General features: G+C 74.8%; 15 protein-coding genes. 9 read left to right on the top strand and 6 right to left on the bottom strand.

Features of this window, described 5'->3' with window-relative positions; all coding sequences use genetic code 11:
* The first annotated feature begins 27 nt into the window (after nt 1-27).
* The gene (locus tag ACH4TP_RS23230) at nt 28-609 is read left to right on the top strand and encodes a hypothetical protein (protein WP_398185072.1); all 582 of its coding nucleotides are present in this window, start codon (nt 28-30) and stop codon (nt 607-609) included.
* A 71-nt stretch (nt 610-680) separates the two neighbouring features.
* Nucleotides 681-1,604, top strand: coding sequence for a GNAT family N-acetyltransferase (locus ACH4TP_RS23225; RefSeq protein ID WP_398438998.1), 924 nt, complete (start codon nt 681-683; stop codon nt 1,602-1,604).
* Here ACH4TP_RS23225 and thpR read toward each other — a convergent pair.
* Nucleotides 1,565-2,182 carry an RNA 2',3'-cyclic phosphodiesterase gene (gene thpR, locus ACH4TP_RS23220; RefSeq protein ID WP_398438997.1) on the bottom strand — a complete coding sequence of 206 codons (618 nt, stop codon included), beginning with the start codon at nt 2,180-2,182 and terminating at the stop codon, nt 1,565-1,567. The two genes, ACH4TP_RS23225 and thpR, sit on opposite strands and share 40 nt — an antisense overlap.
* Before the next feature lie 226 nt (nt 2,183-2,408).
* Here thpR and ACH4TP_RS23215 point away from each other — a divergent pair, with 226 nt between their 5' ends.
* Complete coding sequence (locus tag ACH4TP_RS23215; protein WP_398438996.1) at nt 2,409-4,448, top strand: calcium-binding protein; 2,040 nt, start codon at nt 2,409-2,411, stop codon at nt 4,446-4,448.
* Between the two features lie 67 nt (nt 4,449-4,515).
* Here ACH4TP_RS23215 and ACH4TP_RS23210 read toward each other — a convergent pair whose 3' ends face one another.
* Together ACH4TP_RS23210 and ACH4TP_RS23205 are read right to left on the bottom strand one after the other, a co-directional pair.
* Nucleotides 4,516-5,109 (bottom strand): DUF4328 domain-containing protein, encoded by a 594-nt coding sequence (locus ACH4TP_RS23210; RefSeq protein ID WP_398438995.1) that lies wholly within the window; start codon nt 5,107-5,109, stop codon nt 4,516-4,518.
* A gap of 109 nt (nt 5,110-5,218) precedes the next feature.
* Nucleotides 5,219-6,178: a helix-turn-helix domain-containing protein gene (locus ACH4TP_RS23205; protein WP_398438994.1), complete on the bottom strand. Its 960-nt coding sequence runs from the start codon at nt 6,176-6,178 to the stop codon at nt 5,219-5,221.
* Nucleotides 6,179-6,342: 164 nt separating this feature from the next.
* On the opposite strand from ACH4TP_RS23205, the gene ACH4TP_RS23200 reads away from it, so the two are divergent.
* From ACH4TP_RS23200 to ACH4TP_RS23175, 6 genes are all read left to right on the top strand, one after another.
* Nucleotides 6,343-7,218, top strand: coding sequence for a branched-chain amino acid ABC transporter permease (locus ACH4TP_RS23200; RefSeq protein WP_389235787.1), 876 nt, complete (start codon nt 6,343-6,345; stop codon nt 7,216-7,218).
* A complete protein-coding gene (locus ACH4TP_RS23195; protein ID WP_398438993.1) occupies nt 7,179-8,417 on the top strand; it encodes an ABC transporter substrate-binding protein in 1,239 nt (412 codons plus the stop codon). The genes ACH4TP_RS23200 and ACH4TP_RS23195 overlap by 40 nt, the downstream gene beginning before the upstream one ends.
* Complete coding sequence (locus ACH4TP_RS23190; RefSeq protein WP_398438992.1) at nt 8,414-10,141, top strand: ATP-binding cassette domain-containing protein; 1,728 nt, start codon at nt 8,414-8,416, stop codon at nt 10,139-10,141. Before ACH4TP_RS23195 ends, ACH4TP_RS23190 begins: the two co-directional genes overlap by 4 nt.
* A complete protein-coding gene (locus tag ACH4TP_RS23185; protein WP_398185099.1) occupies nt 10,141-10,824 on the top strand; it encodes an ABC transporter ATP-binding protein in 684 nt (227 codons plus the stop codon). Before ACH4TP_RS23190 ends, ACH4TP_RS23185 begins: the two co-directional genes overlap by 1 nt.
* A 154-nt stretch (nt 10,825-10,978) precedes the next feature.
* Entirely contained in the window at nt 10,979-12,391 is a 1,413-nt protein-coding gene (locus ACH4TP_RS23180) for an amidase (RefSeq protein ID WP_398185102.1), read from the top strand.
* Nucleotides 12,392-12,495: 104 nt separating this feature from the next.
* Complete coding sequence (locus tag ACH4TP_RS23175; protein ID WP_398185105.1) at nt 12,496-14,106, top strand: flavin monoamine oxidase family protein; 1,611 nt, start codon at nt 12,496-12,498, stop codon at nt 14,104-14,106.
* 54 nt (nt 14,107-14,160) lie between these two features.
* Here ACH4TP_RS23175 and ACH4TP_RS23170 read toward each other — a convergent pair whose 3' ends face one another.
* From ACH4TP_RS23170 to ACH4TP_RS23160, 3 genes are read right to left on the bottom strand one after another with little or no spacing between them, the layout of a single operon-like run.
* The gene (locus tag ACH4TP_RS23170; RefSeq protein ID WP_398185108.1) at nt 14,161-14,808 is read right to left on the bottom strand and encodes a response regulator; all 648 of its coding nucleotides are present in this window, start codon (nt 14,806-14,808) and stop codon (nt 14,161-14,163) included.
* A 1-nt stretch (nt 14,809) separates the two neighbouring features.
* Nucleotides 14,810-15,994 carry a sensor histidine kinase gene (locus ACH4TP_RS23165; RefSeq protein ID WP_398438991.1) on the bottom strand — a complete coding sequence of 395 codons (1,185 nt, stop codon included), beginning with the start codon at nt 15,992-15,994 and terminating at the stop codon, nt 14,810-14,812.
* Between the two features lie 4 nt (nt 15,995-15,998).
* Nucleotides 15,999-18,182, bottom strand: coding sequence for an MMPL family transporter (locus ACH4TP_RS23160; RefSeq protein ID WP_398438990.1), 2,184 nt, complete (start codon nt 18,180-18,182; stop codon nt 15,999-16,001).
* Nucleotides 18,183-18,282: the final 100 nt, after the last annotated feature.

Raw genomic sequence — 18,282 nt, 5'->3', positions numbered from 1 at the left:
CCCCGGGGCTCGGGCACCGTGACTCCCATGCACCCCCGCCGCACCACGTCGCTCCTGCTCATCGCCCTCCTCGCCGCCGGATGCGTGGCCGTCCCGCACGGTCCCGCCCCGGCCCCACCGACCCGCCCGGGCGCCCTCGCCCCGGCCGCCGACCGGCCCCCCGCGCCCCTTCCCGCCACGCCTCCCACGTGGTCGGCGCCTCCGGAGCCCGCCCCGCGTGAGGCCCTCACCACCACCGAACCCCGACCGGATTCACGACCGGAGTCCCGGCCGGACCCCGGCCCGACCCGGACTCCCGGCCCGCAGGCGGTCGGCGCGGCCGCCGGGGAACCGGCCGCACGCCGGCCACGCGCCCAGAGGCCGGCGAGGCCGGCCCCGAACCGCCCGCATGCCGAGGCGAACAGGCCCAGGAAGCCCTCGGGCAGGAGGACCGGCCCTAGGGCCACCCCCCGCTCCCCGCAGAAGAACCGGTCCGTCCCCGCCCCCGCCCGCCCGCACCGGTCGACGGACGCCCGCCCGTCCGAGATGCGCCGCCTCTGCCACCAGGCGGAGTCCATGCAGGCCCCCATGGGCGCGGCCGACCTCTGCCGCGACCTGTACGGCCGCTGACCCCGGCCGCTCTTCCCGCCCGGGCGGAAACTCGCTTGTACCGGCCCGAGGGGCCCGCGTATAAGACGATCATGTTCACGCCCCGCCCGTTCCGCCACTCCGACATGCCCCGCCTCCAGAGCACCGTGGCGGAGTGGATCGCCACCGCCGGCCGCGACGCCTACGACCACGTGGGCGAGCTTCCGCACCGCGTGTACGACAACCTGCGCGGCGGCCCGCCCGTCGGCGACCTCGTGCACGTCTGGGAACACGGGCACGACGGCCGCGTCGGGGGCGTCACGATCTGCCTGCGGTTCGGCGCGGCGTTCGACGCGTTCTGCGCTCCGGAGCTGCGCGGCACCGACGCCGAGCGCGTGATGCTGGCCTTCGCGGCCGACACCACCGCCCGGCACATGGCGGACGGCGAGGAGCACGTCCTCACCGATCTCTTCGAGACCGACACGACCCGCGCCCGTCTGCTGGACGAACTGGGCTTCGCGTACTTCCGGGTCTGGGACGACGTGAACACCCGCGACCTGACCGGGCTCCCTCCCCTCGTGGTGCCCGAGGGGTTCACCGTCCGGTCCGCCACCCTCGCCGACGCCGACGCCCTGGCCGAGGCGCGCAACGCCTCGTTCGGCTCCGACTGGACCGGCACGGCCTACCGGGACGGGATGATGACCCGGCCCGGCTACGACCCGGCCCACGAGATCGTGGCCGAGGCCCCGGACGGGCGCGTCGGCGCGTACACCGTGTACTGGTCCGACGAACGCAACGGCCTCGGCCACTTCGAGCCCGTCGGCACCCACGAGGCCTTCCGCCGCCTCGGCCTGGCGCGGGCGGTCATGACCGAGTCCATGCGGCGCATGGCGGAAGGCGGTCTGCGGCGCGTGACGGTCAACCACGACGCCGAGAACCTCCCGGCCGCGAAGCTGTACGGCTCGCTGGGCTTCACCCGCGAGTGCCGCACCCACGGCTACCGCCGGGCGAAGGACCAGGCCTCGATGTCGCGGTAGCGGATCGGGCCGGGGCCGCGACCGTAGTTGCTGCCGACGAGGTGGAGGCGCTCGGCGGGCCACCGCCGGCCGGTGAAGCCGGCGAGCCCGGCGGCCGCCTCCGCCACGGACGTCGGATCGTCGCGGCGGGCGCGGGCGAGCGTCAGATGGGGGCGCAGCGGCCGGTCCTCGAAGGGGATCCCGCACTCCTTGACGACCGTCCGCACCTCGGTGGCGAGCGCGTGCAGTCCGTCCATGTCGCCGTCGATCCCGCTCCACAGCACCCGGTCGTCGAAGTGCCCGCCGCCGCGCAGCGAAAGCTCCAGGGGCTTCCGCTGCGCCGCGATCTCCGCCAGCGGCGGCCGCAGGAGGGGGACGGTCTCCACCGGGAGCTCCCCGAGGAACGCCAGCGTGATGTGCCAGTCCTCGATCCGGTTCCACCGCATGCGCGGGTACGCCTCGTAGGCGGGGCGCAGTGCGCGCGCCAGCTCGTCCTTCGCGTCGTCGGGCGGGGCGAGCGCGACGAACACGCGCACGGTCGCGGACCGCGCCCCGTCCTCGTCACCGGACCCCGCACCCCGTCCGGGCGCCTCAGTCATCTTCCGTTTCCTGCCCACTGTCCGTCCCGCAACCGTCGCAGGCGAGGGTACGCGGTGCCCCGGCCGTCACCGGCGCCGGGGACGCCCCCGCGCGCTCCCCCGCGAGGGTGGTTCCCCGGGGGCCAGTGGGGCGCAGCGCGGCACGGTTCGCGCGGGGGCGCGGCGCGGGGGGTCGAAGCTGGGCGCCGATCCCTGTTCACCTGCGAAGACGGAGGTTCGTCCACCCATGCCCCACGCACTTCTCAGACCGGCGGCCCGGCGCCGCGGACCGGGCGGGAGGGCCGGAGTGCCGGTCGCGCTCGGGCTCGCGCTCGTCCTCGCCCTGCCCGGCACCGCCTTCGCGGCCCCCGGCGACCTGGACCCGACCTTCGGGCCCGACGGCCGCGTGACGACCCCCATCACCGGGACCGCCGAGGGCCACGACATCGCCCGGCAGGCCGACGGGAAGCTGGTCGTGGTGGGCACGAGCGAGGCCGGTTTCGCGCTCGCCCGCTACACCACGAGCGGCGCCCTCGACCCCGCCTTCGGCAGCGGCGGCACGACGACCAGCGACTTCGGCGGCGGCTCGCACACGGCCAACGCCGTCGCGATCCAGCCCTCGGACGGCAAGATCGTCGTGGCCGGCACCACCGAGGTGGTCGCGGACCCCGGCGGGGGCTGCTGCTTCTTCTCCGTGGCCCGCTACAACACCGACGGCAGCCTCGACACGGGCTTCGGCGACGGCGGCCTCGTCCGGATCGACGAGTTCGGCGGCTCCGCGGACGGCTCCGACGTCGCCGTGCAGCCGGACGGCAGGATCGTCGCCGTCGGCAAGGGTGCGGGCGGCGGCTTCGCGCTCGTGCGCCTCGGCACCGACGGAGCCCTCGACCCCACCCTCGGCGGCGACGGGGCCGTGGTCGCGGGCTTCACGCCCACCTCGCCCCAGGACGCCGGCGGCATCGCCCGGAGCATGGCCCTCCAGCCGGACGGCAAGATCGTCTCCGTCGGCTACGTGGGCAACACCGCCTTCGACATCGGCGTGGCCCGCTACAACACCAACGGCACCCTCGACACCACCTTCAGCGGCGACGGCATGGCCACCGCCGACTTCGGCGGCACCGAGTTCGGCAACGCCGCGGCCGTGCAGTCCGACGGAAAGATCCTCGCCGCGGGCTCCGGAGGCCTCGGCTACGCCCTGCTCCGCTACAACGCGGACGGCACCCCCGACACCGGCTTCGGCACGGGCGGGCGCACCTCGGTCAACTCCCCGGGCGACGGCGGCACCGCCTACGCCATGGCGCTCCAGCAGAACGGCAAGATCGTGCTCGCCGGCCGGGCCGACGACCCGAACAGCGCCGAGGCCAACGACTTCGGCCTGGTCCGCTTCCAGACGAACGGCACCGTCGACACCGGCTTCGGCCGCAGCGGCTTCGTGGTCACCGGCTTCAACGACTACGACGAGGCCCGCGGCGTGCTCGTCCAGCCGGACGGCAAGATCGTCGCGGCCGGCTACGGGGCGGGCTACCAGTTCGCCCTCGCCCGCTACCAGGGCGGCGACGGCACGCCCCCGCCCCCGCCGTACGCCGACCTGTCGGTGACGAAGTCCGGTACGGCCACCGTGAGCATCGGCGACCGCGCCACGTACACGGTGACCGTCACCAACGCCGCCTCCTCCACCGCCACCGCCACCGGCGTCACCCTGACGGACACGCTCTCCGGCGCCGGCGGGACCCTCGTCTCGGCCGTCCCCTCGCAGGGCACCTGCACGACCACCGCGACGGGCGCCAACTGCGCCCTCGGCTCCCTCGCCCCGGGCGCCGCCGCGACGGTCACGGTGACGGCCGAACCCCGGTCCACCGGCACGCTCACGGACACGGCGAGCGCCACCGCCACCCAGCCGGACCCGGTGACCTCCGGCAACACGGCCACCGCGACCACCTCGGTGAACAACGCCCTCGGCTGCACGGTCATCGGCACCAGCGGCGCGGACACCCTGAACGGCGGCTACGGCAACGACGTCATCTGCGGCCTCGGCGGCAACGACACCATCCGCGCGAGCTACGGCAACGACACCGTGTACGGCGGCTACGGCAACGACAACATCGACGGCGGCTTCGGCGACGACACCCTCAACGGCGGTCCGGGCAACGACACCCTGACCGGCTACTACGGCAACGACCGCCTCACCACCACCGACGGGGTCTCCGGCAACGACACCGCCAACGGCGGCCCCGGCACCGACACCTGCACCACCGACCCGGGCGACATCCGCGTCAGCTGCCCCTGACCCCGCCCACCTCCGAGTGCCGTCGGCGCCACCCGCGCCGGCGGCACCCGTGCGTGCGGACCGGTCCTCAGGTCATGTTGAAGTACGGGAGCGGGCCGGCCGGCTGGTCGGCGGTCACGCGGCGGATCACGGCGATCACCAGGATCGAGTCCAGAAGGGCGAGGGCGTGGTCCACCGGATTGTCGTACTGGATCTGGTGCAGCACCAGGAGGTGGACCGCGACCGAGACCGGGCCGTCGCAGAGCCAGACGAACCACCAGGCGTTGATCAGCCAGGTGTCGCGCGGCGGCCCGCCGGCACGCCGGATGTCCAGGGTGATGCGCCGGGGCAGCCACCACATGGCGAGCGGGATGATCCACGCGCCGAGGGAGAAGGCGGGGGAGTACTTGTGGGTGCCGGGGGCGAGCACCTCGGCGTTGCAGCGGGCGCGGTGGAACCAGAACAGGAACGAGATCCAGCAGGTGATCTGGAGGAGACCGAGGTACGCGCTCCCGTCCTCGAGCCAGGGGGCGTCGGGGCCGGTCACGATGATCGCCACGTCGGAGAGCGCCGACGTGGCGATCAGGCACTGGGCGACGAGGGCAGGACCGGCGGGGTCGCGGAAGCGGTAGCGGGGCCCGCGCACGGCCGCAGGCCCGACGGGCACGTTGTACTGGTCCACGGGCTCATCCCCCCGGAGTCGCGCCGTCCGCCGGTACGGCGGCGGTGATCACCGGCATCGTAGGTGTGTGCCGATCGGGTGTCCAAGGGTCCGGCACCAGGGAGCGCGGTCACGGCTCCGGCCGGGTGCGCGCCTGCTCCCGTACCGCCCGCGGCGACAGACCGAACTCGGCCCGGAACACCCGGCTGAAGTGACTCGCCTCGCCGAGGCCCCTGCGCGCCGCGAGGACGTACGCGGGCAGGTGGGCGAGCGAGGGATCGACGAGGTCCCGGCGGATCCGCTCCAGGCGGCGCCGGCGCACGTGATCGCTCACCGTCACGCCCGACTCCCTGAACAGCGCGTGCAGATGACGTACGGAGATGTGGTGCGCCGCCGCGATCGCCCCCGGCGACAGGTCCTCCGCGAGGCGCTCGTCGACGTACGCGAGGATCCGCTCCAGGGTCCCCGCGGGACCGGTGCCGGAAGCCGGCCCCGAGCCGTCCGCCTCGCGCAGCAGCGTGCGCAGGATCGCCGACACGTGCTCACCCATGTCCCGGCGCGCCAGCGGCCCGAACCCGTGCGCCCGCTCGGCCAGTTCGCCGAGCACGGCCGAGAGCACCCGGCCGCTCGGCGAACGCGGCAGCTCCGCGTTGGCCGTCACCGCGCCGTCCGCCCGCGCCAGCCGTCCCCCCGTGCCGGCGTCCAGGGACAGCACGAAGTACCGGTGCGAGGAGCCGAGTTCGAGCCGGAACGGCCGCGCGCCGGTGTAGAGCACGAAGTCGCCCGGCGCGAGCGCCGCCCGCCGCCCGTCCTGCTCCAGCTCGCCGCGCCCCGACACGAGCAGACCGAGGAGATGGCCCGGCCGGGGAGCCGCGGGGGAGGGCCGGGGCATCACCCGTACCTCCTGCTCCCCGCTGATGTCGCAGCCGCTCAGGGCACCGAAGCGGCTCGGCCGCATGTCGGCCGTGTACCCCTCGTCGCCCGCCCGGGCCCGGACCAGGACCGTGTCGAAGGCCCCCGACAGGTCCGCCGACGCGGTGTCGAGATAGCCGAAGACCAGGTTGCCCTCGTCCCGTCGCTCCACCGGCATGTCGTGCTCCTCCCCGCCCCCGCCCGCACCGCACGCACCCTTCGCGCCGTCCGGTCCGCGCACTACGGGCACAGAACTCTGCGCTGCCGGACCAGTGCCCACCGCGGGATTGCCAGATGCTCGCAGAGTCCCCGCGCCACCCGGAAGCACAGAGGCGGTAACAGATGGATGTACTTCTGGCCATCCTTGGCCAGTTCGGCCTCTACGGCCTGCTCACGGTCGGCATCGCGGTGATCTTCGCGGCGACCCGGGTGGTCAACCTCGCCCAGGGGGACCTGGCCATGGCCGGCGCCTACGTCGCCGCGACCGCGACCGCCGCCCCCTTCGGGCTCCGCGCCCTGCTCGCCCTCACCGCCGGAGTGCCCCTGCTCCTGGTCGTCGAGCGCCTGCTGCTGCGCCGCCCCGGCTCCGACGGCCTGGCCGCCATGCTCGTCACCTGGGGCCTCGGCATGGCCCTGCGGCAGGGCGCGGAGCTCCTCTTCACCGGGACCTCGCGCACCGTCGCCGTACCCGTGGACGGCACGCTCGACGTCCTCGGCAGCCCGTACCCGGCGTACCGGATCGTCTGCGCCCTCACCGCCGTCGCCGTCATCGCCCTCGTCCTGCTCGCGGCCCACCGCACCGACTGGGGACTGAGACTGCGGGCCGTGGCCGACAACCCGGCCATGGCGGCGCTGCTCGGCACCGACCCGCGCCGCATGCGCGCCACCGCCTTCACCGTCGGCGGCCTCCTCGCGGTCCTCGCCGGAGCCCTGTACAGCCCCGTCCTCGCCGTGAACCCCAGCATGGGATTCGGCCTGCTCGTTCCCGTCTTCTTCGGCCTGCTGCTCAGCCGCCCCGGAGCCCTGGCCACCGCCGCCGGCGCCGCCCTGCTGATCTCCGCGCTGTCGGTCCTGCTGCGCACCTGGCTCTCCGACACCCTCGCCGAAGCCCTCTTCTACGCCGTCGTCGTCGCGATCGCCGCCCTGCGCTCGCGCCCCTGGATCGGAAGGTTCTCCGCATGGTTCCGTCGCACCCCCGCGCCCGCGAGCGCCGCATGACGCCCACGCCCCGGGCCACCGCGCTCGCGGTGGCGGGCACCCTCGTCCTCGCGCTCACCGGCTGCCAGGGCGCGGCCCTGTCCGGCGACGACGCCCCGGCCACCGGGGGACCGGTGAGGATCGGCGTGGTCGTCCCGCTCACCGGACCGGTCTCCCAGGTCGGAACCGCCCTGCGCAACGGCCTCGAACTGGCCGTCAAGAAGGTCAACGCCGACGGCGGCGTGTACGGCCAGCCGGTCGAGTACGTCGTGGTCGACGACGCCGGCGACCCCGCCAACTCCACCCAGCTCGCCCGCCGCCTGGTCCGCCAGGACAAGGTCACGATGCTCTTCGGCACCATCACCGGCGACACCGCCGAAGCCGTCGGCAGGGTCGCCGACGAGGCGCACGTGCCCTTCGGCACCGCCATCCTCGGCGACACCGAGCACTGCTTCCCCTACCAGTGGGGCTTCGGCGAGTCCACCCGCCAGATGCTCACCCCCACCGTGCCCGGACTGGTCCGGAAGTACGGCGGCAAGGTCGCCCTCGTCGGCTCCGACTACAACTACCCGCACTTCTACGCCGGTGTCGCCAAGGACCTGGTGAAGAAGGCCGGCGGCACCGTCGTCGCCGAGGAGTACAGCCCCCTCGGCCAGACCGACTGGCAGCCGGTCATCGGCCGCCTCAAGTCCGCGAAGCCCGACGGGGTGCTCTCCATGGTCGTCGGCGCGGACGCCGTCACCTTCGCCGAGCAGGCCCAGCAGTTCGGCCTGCTCACCCCGGACCTCGGCTTCGAGGGCGCCTCCCTGGACGCCGACTTCCAGCCCGCCCTCGGCGCACTCGTCGCGGGCCGCACCCACACGGTGCGCTGGAGCGACCAGCTGGACGACGCCGAGAGCCGCGCCTTCGTGAAGGACTACCGGGCCGCCCACCAGTGGAAGGCCCCCATCCCCGAGGTGGCGGGCAACGCCTACTTCGGCGTCGAGTTCCTCCTGGCCGCCGCGGAGAAGGCCGGCTCGAACGACCCCCAGGCCGTCAACAAGGCGATCGGCGCCCTGTCCTTCGACAGCCCCCTCGGCAAGGGGACCCGCTTCGACCCCTCCAACCACGTGCTCCAGGCCGACATGCGCGAGGTCACCATCGGCCGCGACGGCGCGTACACCGTCACCCGGACCCACCCGATGGTCGCCGACACGACCCCGAAGAAGGGCTGTGCGTGACCGTCCCCGCCGCATCCGCCGCCCGCGTCGCTCCCGCAGCGGGCATCCGGCGCACCCTGCGCCTCGCGCTTCCCGCCCTCGCCGGGGCCGCCCTGCTCGCCGCGCCCTTCGGCCTCGACGCCTTCGCCGTCGCGACCCTCACCCTCGGCCTGTGCCACGGCCTGTTCGCCTACGGCCTCGACCTGGGCTGGGGACGGGCGGGACTGCTGAGCGTCGGACACGCCGCGTTCTTCGGACTCGGCGCGTACGCCGTCGCCCTCGGCCAGGAGCACGACCTCCCCCGGGCGGTGACGCTTGCCGCGGCCGTCGCCGCCGCCGTGGCGATCGCCCTGCCCGTCGTCCGCATCGGCCTGGCCGCCCCGGTCCCCGACGCACCGCTGATCCTCCTGACCATCGGCGTCGGACTCCTGCTCCAGCGCGCCGCCACCACCCTCGCCCCGGTGACCGGCGGCACCAACGGACTGTCCGTCTCCGGACCCGACGTGGTGACCTCCTACTACGTCACCCTCGGCGCCGTCGCGGCCGTGGTCGCCGTCTGCGGAGCGCTGCTCGTACGCGGCCGGTTCGGCGCCCGTCTCACGGCGGCCGCCCGCAACCCCGAGCGGGCGGCCCAGAGCGGCATCGACGGAACCAGGGTGCGCGCCACCGCCTTCGCCGCGAGCGCGGCCGTCGCCGCCCTGGCCGGAGCGCTGTACGCACCCGTGGCCGGCCTGGTGTCGCCGCAGGTGTTCGGCCTCGGCCTGTCGACGTCCGTGCTGATCTGGCTGGCCCTCGGCGGCCGCGGGTCCACGGTCGGCCCGTTCGCCGGAGCCCTCGCCGTCACCGCCGGCCAGCAGTACCTCGGCTCCACCTGGCAGGGCTGGTACCTCCTCGCCCTCGCCGCCCTGTTCCTGCTCGTCGTCCAGGTGGCGCCCGCCGGCCTCACCGCCGCCCCGCGCCGCTGGCTGGCCGGGCCCGGACCCGACGTACGCCTGCCGGCCGCGGCCCGCCGGGACCGGACCCGTACCGTACGGGAAACCCCCGCAGGAGCCGTGCCCCTCGCCGTCACCGGCGTCCGGAAGTCCTTCGGCCCCGTCCAGGTGCTCGCCGGAGTGGACCTGACCGTCGAGGCCGGCCGCTGCGTCTGTCTGATCGGACCGAACGGCGCCGGCAAGAGCACCTTCCTCAACGTCGTCGCCGGGCAGCTCGCCCCGGACGCCGGCACCCTGAGGCTCTTCGGCACCGACGCGGCGGGACTGCCGGTCCACCGCCGGGTGGGACTCGGCGTCGGGCGGATGTTCCAGATCCCCAGCGTGATCGCCGAACTCTCCCCGGCCGACAACCTCCGCCTCGCCCGCATCGAGGCACCCCAACCCACCGAACCGCCCGCGGAGTTCCGAGACCTCGCCGAGGACGAACTCCGGCCGGCCGGGACGCTCCCGCTCGCCGACCGGCGCCGCCTGGAGCTGGCCATGGTGCTCGCCGCCGCCCCCCGGCTGCTGCTCCTCGACGAACCCGCGGCCGGACTCGGCCCCGACGACGCCCGCCGCCTCACCCGCGAACTCCGCGAGGTCAACCGGCGCACCGGCTGCGCGCTGCTCGTGGTCGAGCACGACATGGACATCGTGCGGGAACTCGCCGACGAGGTCGTCGTCCTCGCCGAAGGACAGGTCCTCGCCCGCGGCCCCCTCGACGGGGTCTCCGCCGACCCCGCCGTCCGCACCGCCTACCTGGGAGCACGCTGATGCTCGAACTGACCGGACTCGCCGGCGGATACGGGCAGGCCGCCGTCGTCCGGCCGACCGACCTGACCGTACGCGCGGGCGAGATCACCGCCCTGATCGGCCGCAACGGCGCCGGGAAGACGACCCTCCTGCGGACCGTCTTCGGCCTCGCCGACCGGCACGGCGGCCGCGTCACCCTCGACGGACGCGACGTGCCCCCCGGCCGCCCCGAGCTGCTCGCCCGGGCCGGCGCCACGCTGATGCCGGAGGACCGGGGCGTGTTCCCCGCGCTCACCGTCGCCGACAACCTCCGCCTCGCCCGCCGCCGCGACACCGTCCCGGCCGTCGACCCGTACACCGTCTTCCCGCTCCTCACCGACCGCGCCGGGCAACAGGCCGGCACGCTCTCCGGCGGGCAGAAACAGCAACTGGGCATCGCCCGGGCGATGCTGGCCGGCCGGACCCTCATCGCGGTCGACGAACTCACCCAGGGCCTCCAGCCCTCCGTGGTCGCCGACGTCCTGGAGGCCCTCGGCGCGATCGCCGCCGCCGGCACGGCCGTCCTCCTCGTCGACCAGCACGCCGGAGCACTCCTCGACCACAGTCGGCACGTCGTGGCGATGGAGGCCGGACGGGTCGTGCTCGACGCGCCGAACGGGCCCGGTCTGCGCGACCGCCTCGACGCCGTCCTCGCGGTCCGCTGACCACCCACCGCCTCAGCCGGACCGGGCCTTTTCTCCGGCGGCCCACCCACCGCCCCGGCCGGACCGATCCCCTGCCCCAGCCGACCGCTCCGCCTTGCCCCGGCGGCCCGCCTCCACCCCAGCCGACCGCCCCACCCCACCTGGAGCCACCCGCATGGACCCCTTCTCCTCGGCCACCGACCTCGCGGCGGCCGTGCGCCGGCGCGACCTCAGCCCCGTCGAGATAGCCGACACCTACCTCCGCAGGATCGCCGAGCACGACGGTGAACTCGCCGCGTTCACCTGGCTCGACGAGGACGCCGTCCGCGCCGCCGCCCGCCGCGCCGAGCGGGCCGTCACCGACGGCGGCCCCCTCCCGCCGTTCCACGGCGTGCCCGTCCCCGTCAAGGAGCTGACCCAGGTCGAGGGCCAGCCCGCCACGTACGGCTCGTACGGAGTCGACGACCGGCCCCGCACCCTCACCGAGCCCGTGGTCCGCCGCCTCCTCGACGCCGGATTCCTCCTCATGGGCCGCACCAACTCGCCCGAGATGGGCCTCCTGTCGACCACCGACAACAGCCGCTTCGGCAGCACCCGCAACCCCTGGAGCCCCGAGCACTCCGCCGGCGGCTCCAGCGGCGGCGCCGCCGCGGCCGTCGCCGCCGGCCTCGCACCCGTCGCCCACGCCAACGACGGCGGCGGCTCGATCCGCATGCCGTCCTCCTCCTGCGGACTGCTCGGCCTCAAGCCCAGCCGGGGCCGCGTCCCCCAGCAGGTCCCCGGCTGGGAGCACGCCACCGTCGAAGGGGCCATCACCCGCACCACCCGCGACGCCGCCGCGCTGCTGGACGCGATGTCCGTACCCGACCGGCTCGCCATGTACCAGGCCCCCGCCCCCGAGCGCCCCTACCTCGACGAGGTCGGCCGCGACGGCGGACGCCTCCGCATCGGACTGCTCACCGAGGCGCCCACCGGTCTCCCCGTCGACCCGCAGTGCGTCGAGGCCGCCGAGCACACCGCCCGGCTCCTCGCGGCCCTCGGCCACGAGGTCGCCCCCGCCTCACCCCGCTTCTTCAGCGAGGAGGCGATCACCGGGTACGCGCAGACCGTCCTCGACGCCGCGCTCTGGGCCGCCCCGTACCAGCAGCCGGAACTCGCCGAGCCGCACCTCCGGTTCCGCATGGACCGGGCCGCGGGAAGGCACTCGGGCGAGTACACCCGGGCCGCGACCCTGCTCGCCGAGGAGGCCCGCGCGGTCCGCGCCCAGTGGGGCCAGGAGTTCGACCTGCTCCTCACCCCCACCATGGCCTGCCTGCCGCCACCGGTGGACGCCCTGCTCAAGGAGGCCAACGCGGACCCCGGCGGCCCGCGCACCACCGAGACCCGGATGATCTCCTTCACCGCGATCTGCAACATCACCGGACAGCCCGCCGTCAGCCTGCCCACCTTCACCTCGGCCGAGGGCCTCCCCGTCGGCAGCCAGCTCATCGCCGGCCCCTGGGACGAGGCCGCCCTCATCCGGGTCGCCGCCGAACTGGAGACCCTGGACGGCTGGGCCCACCGCCGCCCCGCGCGCTACGCCGCCTGACAGCCCGTACGCGAGGGCCCTCCTCGTCGGCGGTGGCACCCCGCCACCGCCGCTCCCGGTTCCCCCTTCCCCAGGGAACCGGCCCCCCTTGGAAGGAGCCGCACATGGCACGCACCGCACCCGCCCGCATGCTGCGCCGGATCGTCGCCGAACACTCCACCGGAACCACCGCCGACGGTGTCTCCCGCCGGACCGTGCTCGGCGGGCTCGCCGCCGGAGTGGGCCTGGCCGCCGCCGGCACCGTCGTCGGCGCGGCCCGCCCGGCCCGCGCCGACACCGCGCCCCAGCCCGTCATCGCGATCGTCGGCGCCGGCATCGCCGGGCTCACCGCCGCCCTGCGGCTCGCCGACCACGGCATCGCCTCCGCCGTGTACGAGGCCGACACCCGGGTCGGCGGCCGGATCCACTCCAACCCGGCCGGCTCCTACTGGGGCGACGGCCAGACCTCCGAGTGGGGCGGCGAGCTGATCGACACCGGCCACACCCGCATGCAGGGCCTCGCCGCCCGCTTCGGCCTGCCGCTCGACGACCTGCGCGCCGCCGAACCCGTCGGCGCCACCGAGGTCTACCGCTTCGACGGCGCCTACTACACCTACGCCCAGGCGAGCGCCGACTTCAAGAAGCTCAAGCCCGCGCTCCAGCAGGACCTCGCCACCTTCGACTGGCCCGTCGCCTGGGACGCCGCCAACAGCCCCGGCGCGGTGGCCCTGTCGAACATGTCCCTCCACGACTGGATCGCCACCCGCGTCCCGGGCGGCCACGCCTCGCCCTTCGGACAGCTCCTCGACGTCGCCTACACCACCGAGTTCGGCATGGACACCCCGTCCTCCTCGGCCCTCGGCATCATCGGGATGCTCGGCTACCAGCCGGTCCCCAACGGCTTCGCCCTGTTCGGGGAGAGCGACACCCGCTACCACGTCCGCGGCGGCAACCAGCGGCTCCCGCAGGCCATCGCCGCCGCCCTGCCCCCGGGGACGGTACGCCACGGCTGGCGGCTCCAGTCCGTGGCGGCCGCCCCGGGAGGCCGGCAGCTGCTCACCTTCGCCGCCGACGGCTGTACGCGGACGGTCCTCGCCGACCACACCGTCCTCGCCCTCCCCGCCGGCGTCCTCCAGCGGCTGAACCTGTCCGCCGCCGGCTTCGACAGCCGCAAGCTCGCCGGCATCGCCGCGATGAGGATGGGCCAGAACTGCAAGCTCTCCCTGCAGTTCGACACCCGTCACTGGAACGCCTCCGGCCCCTGGGGCATCGCCAGCGGCAGCACGATGAGCGACACCGGCTACCAGACCTCCTGGGACTCCAGCAGGGCCCAGCCCGGCGGCAAGGGCATCCTCACGGTCTACGCGGGCGGAAGCCACGCCGCGGACTTCACCCCGTCCGCGCCGTTCCGCACGGCGGCCGACCCCCAGATCGCCGGCTACGCCCTGACGGCCCTCGCCCAGCTCGAACCGGTCTTCCCCGGCCTGACCGCCCACTGGACCGGCAAGGCCACGCTCGCCGCCTGGCCGCTCAACCCGAACGCCTACGGCTCGTACGCCGGAATGCCCACCGGGTACGCCCACCGGTACGGGGGCTACGAGGGCGTCCGCCAGGGCAACACGCACTTCGCCGGCGAGCACACCTCCGCCATGGCCCAGGGCTACATGGAGGGCGGCGCGGAGTCCGGCGAGCGGGCGGCCGACGAGATCCTCACCGACCTCGGCGTCCCCCTGTAGAGCGCACGGGGCCCGCCGGATCCCCTCCGGCGGGCCCGACCCGCTTCCCCGTCCTCAGCCCCGGCCGGGCAGCAGGCCCTTCTCCAGGGCCACGACCACGGCGCGGGTGCGGTCGCCGACGTCCAGCTTCGCGAAGACGCGCAGGAGATGGGTCTTGACCGTGGCCTCCGCGATGACGAGGCGCCGGCCGATCTCGGCGTTGGACAGGCCGTCGGCCACCGCGCCGAGGACGTCCTGCTCGCGTGGGGTGAGGACGACCGGGGCGGGGCGGCGCATGAGGGCGACCAGGCGTTCGGCGACGCGCGGCGCGAGGACCGTCTCGCCGCGGGCGGCGGAGCGGACGGCCTCGGCGAGCTGCTCGGCGGTGGTGTCCTTCAGGAGGTAGCCGACGGCGCCCGCCTCGACCGCCCGCTCGATCTCCACGTCCGTGTCGTACGTGGTGAGGATGAGCACCCGGGTCGGGGCGGGTCCCGCGACGATCGCGGCGGTGGCCTCGACGCCGTCCATGACCGGCATGCGCAGGTCGACGAGCGCGACGTCGGGGGCAAGGCGCTCGACGAGGCCGAGGGCCTCACGGCCGTCGCCCGCCTCGCCGACGACGGTGATGTCCGGGACCGGCGCCAGGAGGGAGACCACTCCGGCGCGCATCACCGTGTGGTCGTCGACGATCACGACCCGGAGGGGTTCGTGCGCTTCGGGCATGTCAGGACCGTCCGTTCGTGGGGGAGTTCGGGGGGAGGGCTGCGGGGAAGGCCGCGAGGACGCGGGTGCCGTCCCCGACCGAACTGGTCACCGTCAGCTCCCCGCCGAGCTCGGCGAGCCGCTTGCGCATGCCGTCCAGGCCGAAGCCGCGCGACTCCTCGACGACGAAGCCGCGCCCGTCGTCGGTGATCTCCAGCTCGATGGCGTACGGGCCCTGGGTGAGGACCACGCCGACGGTGCTCGCGTCGGCGTGCTTGCGCACGTTGGCCAGCGACTCCTGGGTGCAGCGGAGGAGTGCGATCCGGGTCTGCTGGTCGCAGTCGACGTCCTCGGCGAGCTCCGCGTCGACCGTGATCCCGGTGTCCTGGGCGAACCGTTCGAGGGTGCGGCGCAGGGTCGGCACCACCGAGCCGGGGGAGAGGCCGCTGTGCGGGGCCGAGCCCACCAGGACCCGGGCCTCGGCGAAGTTCTCGCGGGCGGTCCGCTCGATGGAGCGCAGCTGCCGGGCCGTGTACTCCGGGTCCCCGTCGAGGCCGGTCCGGGCGGCCTCGGCGAGGACGATGATGGAGGCGAAGCCCTGGGCGAGGGTGTCGTGGATCTCGCGGGCCATCCGCTCCCGCTCGGCGGCGGCGCCCTGGGCGCGGTGGGCGGCCGCCAACTGATCCTGGGTGAGGGAGAGTTCGGTGGCGAGCGCGGCGGCGCGGGCCTCGCCGTCGGCGACGAGCCGGTGGAGCAGGAGCCCCGCCAGGACGGACACGGCGTATCCGGTCAGGGCGGCGGCAGCGTTCCCCGGCGAGTCGCGCCAGAGGCTCCCCGCCGCCGTCGCGGCCGCCGCGCAGCCGCTGAGCGGCACGGCGGCGCGGGGACCGCGGGTCTGGAACCAGAACTGGGGGAGGGCGGCGATCAGCAGGGCCGCGCCGCCGCCGGGGAGGGCCGCCATCACGCCGAGCCCGGCGGCGAGGATCCCCAGGTAGAGCGGCGAGTGGTGCCGGGCGCGGTGGACGGCGGTGTACGCGAGGGCCGCCGCCACCAGGCCCAGGGAGGCCCATTTCACGGGCCCCGAGTCGTTGCCGACGCCGATGACCGAGGGGACCAGGCCGAGGAGCAGCCAGGCGGCCGTGTACCAGCGGCGCAGGGCGGTGAGCGCCGGCCGCTCGGCCGCCGTGCGTGCCGTCTCGTCAGTCATTCCGTCAGCCTACGGACACCGGCGGGGTGTCGGCCCGTTCGGGCTCCGAGGGGCGGCGGGTGGCGCGCGAGGGCCACCAGTTGGCCTCGCCGAGCAGCAGCATCAGGGAGGGCAGCACCAGGACGCGGATCACGAAGGCGTCGAGGAGGACCGCGACGGCCAGGCTGAAGCCGATCTGCTTCATCTCGATGAGGTGCAGGGCGGCGAAGCTCGCGAAGACCGTCACCATCACCACGGCGGCGCTGGTGACGACCCCGGCGGACGAGGACAGGCCCTGGAGGACCGCCTGCCGGGTGGGGGTTCCGGCGAGGCGGGCCTCGCGGATCCGGCTGATCACGAACACCTGGTAGTCCATGGAGAGCCCGAAGAGGATCACGAACAGGAACAGCGGGACGCGGGATCCGATCGAGCCCGTGGAGGTGAAGTCGAGGATCCCTTCCGCCCATTCGTTCTGGAAGACCAGGACGAGGAGGCCCAGCGAGGCGAAGGCCGAGAGCAGGTTGAGGACGATGCCGACGAGGCCGAGGACCACCGACCGGAACGCCCACACCGTCATCACGAAGGTGACGAGGAGCAGCGCCCCGACGATCAGCGGCAGCTTGCGCTTCTGGTGGTCGGGGTAGTCGGCGTAGCGGGCGACCTCGCCGGTGACGGCGACCTCGGTGCCGTCGAGCGCGCCGAGCGCCCCGGGCACGAGGTCGGTGCGGAGCCGTTCGAGCGAGGCGCGGGCCTCGGGGCTGTTCACGGAGCGCGGGACGGCCAGTTCGAGCAGGGTGGTGCGGTGGTCGGCCGAGGTCCGCAGGACGGGAGTGCCGCCGATCGCCGGGTCCTCGGCGGCGGCCCGCTCCGCGAGGGCGCGCAGGGCGCCGGCGACCTCGTCGGCCCGGTCCGCGTCCGCTCGTACGACCACCTGGTGCATGGCCTTCAGCTCGGGATAGGCGGCCATCAGCCGGTCGTAGGTCCGCATGGCGGGGATGGCGCGGGAATGGGTCTCGCGGCTCATCTCCGTGATGTTGACGTTCAGGACGGGCAGGGCGAGCGCGAGGAGCGCGAGGGTGGAGACGGCGAGGGTCACGGCGGGGTGTGCGGCGACGGGCCGGAGGACGGCGGCGGTGATCCGGCCGCCGGCACGGCGGGCGCCGCGCGCCGGCTTCCTGCGGGCCCTGCGGTGTTCGGCGCGCTCGCCGAGGAGGGCGAGGAGCGCGGGCAGGACGGTCAGCGAGCTGAGGACGGCGACCAGGGTGACGACGACCGCCCCGGTGGCGATGGAGGAGAAGATGACGTCGTCCGCGAGGTAGAGGGTGGCGCTGGAGACGGCCACGGCCAGCCCGGAGACCACCACGGCCCGGCCCGAGGTCGCGGCGGCGAGCTCCACCACGGCCTGTGTGGTGAGCCGTCCGCCGGCCCGGGCCCGTTCCTCGCGCTCCCGCTTGAGGTGGAAGAGGGTGTAGTCGACGCCGACGGCGAGCCCGATGAGCAGGATGACGTTGGTGCCGACCCCGGCGTCGGGGAAGACGTGCGAGGCGGTCATCGACAGGCCGACGGAGGCCACGATCGCGGTGAGCGCGAGCAGCAGCGGTACGACGGCCATCACCACGGAGCCGAAGACGACCAGCAGGGTGATCAGGGTGACGGGCAGCGCGATGACCTCCGTACGGGAGAGGTCCTCGCCGCGGAGCTCGTCGACGCCCTTGCCGATGGAGGGGCCGCCGACCTCCTCGACGAGCAGCCGCGGGTGCGCGGCCCGGACCTCGGCGGTCTGCGCGAGGAGCGCGTCGACGTGCTGCTTGCCCTCGAACTCGGCGCCCTTCATGGTGACGTCGAGGCGCAGGGCCGTGTGCTCGGCGTCGGCGACCGGTTCGGCCACGGACAGCACCTCGGGCAGCTTCCGCATCCGGGCGCCGATGTCGCGGGCGGCGGCCTCGGCCTCGGCCCGGTCGAGGGGGCCGGTGCCGGGTGCGGCCTGGATCAGGACGCGTTCGAGGGGCTTCTGCTGGAGACCGCCCTCGGCGGCGAGGGCCTCGGCCCGGCCCGCCTCGCCGATGCGGTAGTCCTCCGTGGTCGCGGGACGGGAGCCGAGGGCGATGCCCGTGCCCAGGCAGAGGGCCACGAAGAGGAGCCAGCCGATCAGCGCGCGCCAGGGGTGCCGGGCGCTGTGACGGGCCATGCGTACGGTCGGGTTCGTCATGGGTCCCAGGCTCGTCGGCGGGGCCGTACCGCCGACAGGATCGACCGGTTGAACCTGTTGTCCACCGGTCGGTGGACAACAGGCCGTCGCCGCAGGTCGG

Origin of the sequence: Streptomyces sp. NPDC021012 (assembly GCF_044333355.1) — a bacterium.
Lineage (GTDB): Bacteria > Actinomycetota > Actinomycetes > Streptomycetales > Streptomycetaceae > Streptomyces.
This window is presented reverse-complemented; position numbering and strand designations above follow the sequence as displayed.

Bases quoted from the DNA above. Each gene is read 5' to 3' on its own strand.
- ACH4TP_RS23175 (WP_398185105.1), top strand. From the start codon at position 12,496: ATGGCACGCACCGCACCCGCCCGCATGCTGCGCCGGATCGTCGCCGAA.
- ACH4TP_RS23225 (WP_398438998.1), top strand. From the start codon at position 681: ATGTTCACGCCCCGCCCGTTCCGCCACTCCGACATGCCCCGCCTCCAG.
- ACH4TP_RS23205 (WP_398438994.1), bottom strand. From the start codon at position 6,178: ATGCCGGTGGAGCGACGGGACGAGGGCAACCTGGTCTTCGGCTATCTC.
- ACH4TP_RS23160 (WP_398438990.1), bottom strand. From the start codon at position 18,182: ATGACGAACCCGACCGTACGCATGGCCCGTCACAGCGCCCGGCACCCC.
- thpR (WP_398438997.1), bottom strand. From the start codon at position 2,182: ATGACTGAGGCGCCCGGACGGGGTGCGGGGTCCGGTGACGAGGACGGG.
- ACH4TP_RS23215 (WP_398438996.1), top strand. From the start codon at position 2,409: ATGCCCCACGCACTTCTCAGACCGGCGGCCCGGCGCCGCGGACCGGGC.
- ACH4TP_RS23185 (WP_398185099.1), top strand. From the start codon at position 10,141: ATGCTCGAACTGACCGGACTCGCCGGCGGATACGGGCAGGCCGCCGTC.
- ACH4TP_RS23195 (WP_398438993.1), top strand. From the start codon at position 7,179: ATGGTTCCGTCGCACCCCCGCGCCCGCGAGCGCCGCATGACGCCCACG.
- ACH4TP_RS23180 (WP_398185102.1), top strand. From the start codon at position 10,979: ATGGACCCCTTCTCCTCGGCCACCGACCTCGCGGCGGCCGTGCGCCGG.
- ACH4TP_RS23230 (WP_398185072.1), top strand. From the start codon at position 28: ATGCACCCCCGCCGCACCACGTCGCTCCTGCTCATCGCCCTCCTCGCC.
- ACH4TP_RS23200 (WP_389235787.1), top strand. From the start codon at position 6,343: ATGGATGTACTTCTGGCCATCCTTGGCCAGTTCGGCCTCTACGGCCTG.
- ACH4TP_RS23165 (WP_398438991.1), bottom strand. From the start codon at position 15,994: ATGACTGACGAGACGGCACGCACGGCGGCCGAGCGGCCGGCGCTCACC.
- ACH4TP_RS23170 (WP_398185108.1), bottom strand. From the start codon at position 14,808: ATGCCCGAAGCGCACGAACCCCTCCGGGTCGTGATCGTCGACGACCAC.